Origin of the sequence: Streptomyces aurantiacus, from assembly GCF_001418335.1 — a bacterium.
GTDB lineage: Bacteria > Actinomycetota > Actinomycetes > Streptomycetales > Streptomycetaceae > Streptomyces > Streptomyces aurantiacus.
This window is the reverse complement of sequence record NZ_LIPP01000317.1, coordinates 1-5371: the sequence shown is the minus strand read 5'-3', so window position 1 is coordinate 5371 and position 5371 is coordinate 1. Positions and strand designations below refer to the sequence as shown.

General features: G+C 69.0%; 5 protein-coding genes and 1 rRNA gene. 1 reads left to right on the top strand and 5 read right to left on the bottom strand.

What is annotated here, in order from left to right; all coding sequences use genetic code 11:
* Positions 1 to 102, bottom strand: a 16S ribosomal RNA gene (locus AOK01_RS33000); the annotation flags it as partial.
* An 847-nt stretch (positions 103 to 949) separates the two neighbouring features.
* On the opposite strand from AOK01_RS33000, the gene trpS reads away from it, so the two are divergent.
* Complete coding sequence (trpS, locus tag AOK01_RS32995; RefSeq protein ID WP_055518188.1) at positions 950 to 1948, top strand: tryptophan--tRNA ligase; 999 nt, start codon at positions 950 to 952, stop codon at positions 1946 to 1948.
* A 36-nt stretch (positions 1949 to 1984) separates the two neighbouring features.
* On the opposite strand, the gene proC is transcribed toward trpS, so the two are convergent.
* The 4 genes from proC to AOK01_RS32975 all read right to left on the bottom strand — a co-directional run.
* Positions 1985 to 2794, bottom strand: coding sequence for a pyrroline-5-carboxylate reductase (proC, locus tag AOK01_RS32990; RefSeq protein WP_055518186.1), 810 nt, complete (start codon positions 2792 to 2794; stop codon positions 1985 to 1987).
* 108 nt (positions 2795 to 2902) lie between these two features.
* The gene (locus AOK01_RS32985) at positions 2903 to 3697 is read right to left on the bottom strand and encodes an ABC transporter permease (protein WP_055518185.1); all 795 of its coding nucleotides are present in this window, start codon (positions 3695 to 3697) and stop codon (positions 2903 to 2905) included.
* Entirely contained in the window at positions 3694 to 4524 is an 831-nt protein-coding gene (locus tag AOK01_RS32980) for an ABC transporter ATP-binding protein (RefSeq protein ID WP_055518183.1), read from the bottom strand. Before AOK01_RS32980 ends, AOK01_RS32985 begins: the two co-directional genes overlap by 4 nt.
* An 88-nt stretch (positions 4525 to 4612) precedes the next feature.
* Positions 4613 to 5371: class I SAM-dependent methyltransferase (locus AOK01_RS32975; protein ID WP_055518181.1), on the bottom strand; the 759-nt coding region annotated here is incomplete at its 5' end.

Genomic DNA, 5371 nt, shown 5'->3' with positions numbered 1-5371 from the left:
CCGTTCGCCACTAATCCACCCTGAAAGGCTTCATCGTTCGACTTGCATGTGTTAAGCACGCCGCCAGCGTTCGTCCTGAGCCAGGATCAAACTCTCCGTGAATGTTCACCGGTAATCCGGTTCACACCATGAGAGCGGAACAGTCGACCGGAATAAGGAAGACTGTTCACAGCGTCCTCGCTGATGCGCCTACCGTGCTTGCGCCCGGCAGGACTTTTTCAAAGGAACCTCCACCCACCACCAAACGGTGATGGACGGGGTATCAACATATCTGGCGTTGATTTTTGGCACGCTGTTGAGTTCTCAAGGAACGGACGCTTCCTTCGTACTCACCCTCTCGGGCTTTCCTCCGGGCGCTTCCCTTCGGTCTTGCGTTTCCGACTCTATCAGACCGTTTCCGGTTCCGATTTCCTCGGTGCTTTCCAGGTTTCCGCTTTCGCGTTTCCCTTTCCGGCGGTTCCGACTCTATCAGAACCTTTCGGGCCCGATTCCCAGTCGAAGTGGGGTGTCCTCCCGGCTGTTGGGCCGTTCCGACGAGTGAGACTTTAGCGGAATCCTGCCCCCCGAGCTAATCGGGGTTGCGCCCTTTCGAACGCGGATTCCTCATTTCGCAAACACGCATCAAAACGAACCGACGACGGATCGTCGATCGCTGTGTGCTTGGTGCGGAATGGCTGTCCGGGGACCCACCGAAGCAGGCACTCACGTCGGACAACTCGGAGGACACTACGCAGCGGGCAAGGGCGTGTCAACTTGGGGCCGTGGATCACCCCGGAGGCGTACGGTGGGTGGCATGACTACACACGCGTGCACCCAGCTGTGGTGGGCCGCCTGACGGCGGCCGTACATACGCGTGTACTCAACGGCCGCCGCCTCGGCGGCCGTTCTTGTTTCTCCTTCCTGGAGCGCCGGCCGACGGTGGTGGCGGCCTCGACCAGGAGGTAGCGGAATGAAGCGGGTCTTCAGCGGGGTCAAGCCGACCGGGCACCTGACGTTGGGGAACTACCTGGGGGCGATGCGGCGCTGGAGCACGGTCGACCAGCACGAGGCCGACGCGCTGTTCTGCGTCGTCGACCTGCACGCGCTGACCGTGGACCACGACCCCGGGCGCGTGCAGCGGCTCAGTCGGCAGGCGGCCACCCTGTTGCTGGCCGCGGGGCTCGATCCCGAGCTGTGCACCGTCTTCGTACAGAGTCATGTGGATGAGCACGCGCGGCTGTCGTATCTGCTGGAGTGCGTGGCTACGGACGGTGAGATGCGCCGGATGATCCAGTACAAGGAGAAGGCGGCGGCCGAGCGGGCCCGGGGCGGGAGTGTGCGGCTGTCGTTGCTGACGTACCCCGTGCTGATGGCGGCGGACATCCTGGCGTACGGGACCGACGAGGTGCCGGTGGGGGACGACCAGTCGCAGCACGTGGAGCTGACGCGGGACCTGGCGGTGCGGTTCAACCAGCGGTACGGGCGGACGTTCGTGGTGCCGCGGACCACGCATCCCGGGGTGGCCGCCCGGGTCATGAACCTGCTGGACCCGACGTCGAAGATGGGGAAGTCCGACGACGTGGGCCCCGGGATCGTCTATCTGCTCGACGAACCCGACGTCGTACGGAAGAAGGTCATGCGGGCCGTGACGGACAGTGGGCGGGACGTCGCCTACGACCGGGAGGGCCGGCCCGGGATCTCGAATCTGCTGGAGATCCTCGCGGCCTGCGAAGGCGGGGACCCGGAGGAGCTGGCCGGGGCATACGACTCGTACGGGTCCTTGAAGAAGGACACCGCCGACGCCGTGGTGGAACTCCTCAGGCCCGTACAGGAGAGGCACAAGGAGTTGTGCGCCGATTCCGCGTATGTGGAGGGGGTACTGCGGGCGGGCGCCGAGAAGGCCAGGGAGATGGCTCGGCCGAGAGTGGACTCGGCGTACCGGGCGATCGGGCTGCTGCCTGCGGGCTGAGGAGCACGGGAGGAGCACGGCGGCCGGGCGAGGACCTCAGTTGTTGCCGGAGGCCAGTTCGCGGCTGCGGTCGCGGGCTGCTTCCAGGGCGGCGATGAGGGCGGCCCGTACGCCGTGGTTCTCCAGTTCGCGGATGGCGTTGATCGTGGTGCCCGCGGGGGAGGTGACGTTCTCGCGGAGCTTCACGGGGTGTTCGCCGCTGTCGCGGAGCATCACGGCGGCGCCGATCGCGGACTGGACGATGAGGTCGTGGGCCTTGTCGCGGGGCAGGCCGAGCAGGATGCCGGCGTCGGTCATGGCCTCGACCAGGTAGAAGAAGTACGCCGGTCCCGAGCCGGAGAGCGCTGTGCAGGCGTCCTGCTGGGACTCGGGGACCCGGAGCGTCTTGCCGACGGCGCCGAAGATTTCCTCGGCGTGGGCGAGATGGTCGGCGGTGGCGTGGCTGCCTGCGGAGATGACGGACATGGCCTCGTCGACGAGGGCGGGGGTGTTCGTCATGACGCGGACGACGGGGGTGTTCGGGGCGAGGCGTTCCTCGAAGTAGGAGGTGGGGATGCCCGCGGCGCCGCTGATGACCAGGCGGTCGGCGGGGACGTGCGAGGTGAGTTCGTCGAGGAGAGTGCCCATGTCCTGCGGCTTGACGGTCAGGATCAGCGTGTCCGCCTGCTTGGCCGCTTCCTGGTTGGTGACCGGGGTGACGCCGTGGCGCTCCTGGAGTTCCCTGGCGCGCTCCGGGCGGCGGGCGGTGACCAGGAGGTCGGTGGGGGCCCAGCCGGCTCGGATCATTCCGCTGAGCAGGGCCTCGCCGATCTTGCCGGTGCCGAGCACTGCGACTTTCTGGGTCATGTTCGGTTGCCCTCCGGGGGTGCGTCGTCCGGGGCCCATCCTCGCACCGGGCGTGTGGAGTGGGCTGCGGTGTCCGCTGGGCGGGACGTGCCCCCGTCGCGGCCGGCGTCAGGTGGTGCGGCGGCGGAGGGTTGCCGCGCCCAGGGTCAGGACGAGGAGGGCGCAGGCCGCGACGATCAGGCTGTCGCGGACGAAGTCGGTGGTGATGTCGGTGTGCTTGAGGACTTCGTTCATGCCGTCGACGGCGTACGACATGGGGAGGACGTTGGAGATGCCCTCCAGCACGGGGTGCATGGCGGGGCGTGGGGTGAACAGGCCGCAGAGCAGGAGCTGGGGGAAGATCACCGCCGGCATGAACTGGACGGCCTGGAACTCGGACGAGGCGAACGCCGAGACGAACAGGCCGAGGGCCGTGCCGAGCAGGGCGTCGAGCAGGGCCACCAGGAGGAGCAGCCAGGCCGAGCCAGTGACGTCGAGTCCGAGGGCCCAGACGGCGAGACCGGTGGCGAGGACGGACTGGACGACGGCGACCGCCCCGAAGGCGAGCGCGTAGCCGGCGATGAGGTCGCCCTTGCCCAGCGGCATGGCGAGGAGGCGTTCCAGGGTGCCGGAGGTGCGTTCGCGGAGGGTGGCGATGGAGGTCACCAGGAACATCGTGATGAGGGGGAAGATGCCGAGCAGTGAGGCGCCGATGGAGTCGAAGGTGCGCGGGCTGCCGTCGAAGACGTAGCGCAGTAGCAGGAGCATCAGGCACGGGATGAGGATCATCAGCGCGATGGTGCGCGGGTCGTGGCAGAGCTGGCGCAGGACCCGGGTCGCGGTGGCGGTGGTGCGGGCGAGGTTGATCGCGCTCGGCGCGGAGGACGCGGCCGGGCTCGTACGGGGGGTGGTGGTCGTACTCATCGGGCGGACTCCTTACGGGGCTGGTGGCTGCCGGCCTTGATCGCCTGGTCGACCAGGTGGAGGAAGGCGGTCTCGACGGTGTCGGCGCCGGTCTGGGCGCGCAGGGCGTCCGGGGTGTCGTCGGCGAGGATCTCGCCCTCGCGCATCAGGAGCAGGCGGTGGCAGCGTTCGGCCTCGTCCATGACGTGGGAGGAGACGAGGAGGGTGGCGCCGCGGTCGGCGCCGATGGTGTGGAAGAGCTGCCACAGGTCGCGGCGGAGTACGGGGTCGAGGCCGACCGTGGGTTCGTCGAGGACGAGCAGTTCCGGGGTGCCGAGGAGGGCCACGGCGAGGGAGACGCGGCTGCGCTGGCCGCCGGAGAGGTTGCCCGCGAGGGCGTCGGCGTGGGAGGTGAGGTCGACGTCGGAGATGGCGTGCGTGACGTTCTCGTGGCGGCGGTCGGCGGCCTCGCGGCCCGGGTCGAGGATCGCCGCGAAGTAGTCCAGGTTCTGGCGGACCGACAGGTCGTCGTAGACGGAGGGGGCCTGGGTGACGTAGCCGATGCGGGAGCGGAGGGTGGCGTGGCCCGCGGGGAGGCCGAGGACGTCGAGGGTGCCGGTGACCTTGGCCTGGGTGCCGACGATCGCCCGCATCAGGGTGGATTTTCCGCATCCGGAGGGGCCGAGCAGGCCGGTGATCTGGCCTCGGGGGACGTCGAAGTCGAGGCCGCGGAGGACCTGGCGGGGGCCTCGGGTGACGGTGAGGGCGGTGGCGTGGACCGCGGCGGAGTCCGCCGCCGCGGGGTTCGCTGTTACGGGGTCGGGTGGGTTCGGCGCGTTATTCATCATGTGATGAATAATGCGCCTCGGTGGTGGAGTCGTCAAGCCGGGGCGGGGTGCCGGACCGGCGGGGTGGAGTGCCGGACCGGCGCGGGAGTCAGGGGCGGATGGTGATGAGCACGACGAGCTCGTAGTTCTCCTCCACCAGGCCGTTCGGGAAGGCCTCCAGGAGGTGTGCCCGCTCTTCGGCGAAGAAGGCGGCCGTCGCCTCTTCTCCCAGGACCAGGAAGACGGATTGGCTGCCGATGTTGGCCAGGTGGGTGTCCAGGGGGACGGTCCGGCTCCAGCGGATTTCGTGCCGGGTGCACGGCGGCAGGTACGGGGCGCCGGCGAAGACGTCCTCCGTACGGGCTCGTAGGCCGGATCGTCGCTTCTCGGCGACGTCGCCGCCGATGAACCTCTCCACGCGCCGGATCTGTTCCGCCTGCCAGGGGACGTCAGCGGCAGAGTTGTTCCACCAGAGGGCCAGCGCGCCGGTGGGGCGCAGGACGCGCATCGCCTCCGGGAAGGAGCGGGCGGGGGCCGTCCAGTGCCAGGACTGGGCGTACGTGAGGAAGTCGACGGAGCCGGTGGCCAGGGGCAGCGAGTCGCCGTCGCCGCGGACGACCGGGGTGTCGGGCAGGAACCGGCGGAACTGGGCCGCCATGCCCTCGCCGGGCTCGATCGCGATCACCTTGGCGCCGCGGGCCTGGAGGAGGGCGGTCGCTATGCCCGTACCGGCGCCGACGTCGGCGACTCGGGCGTCCTTGAGGGGGCGGTCGGCTGCTTGCTCGATGGTGTCGAGGAGGGCGGGGGGATAGGAGGGGCGGTTGGCCGCGTATTGGGCTGCCGCGGCGTTGAAGGAGTGGGCGTGGGC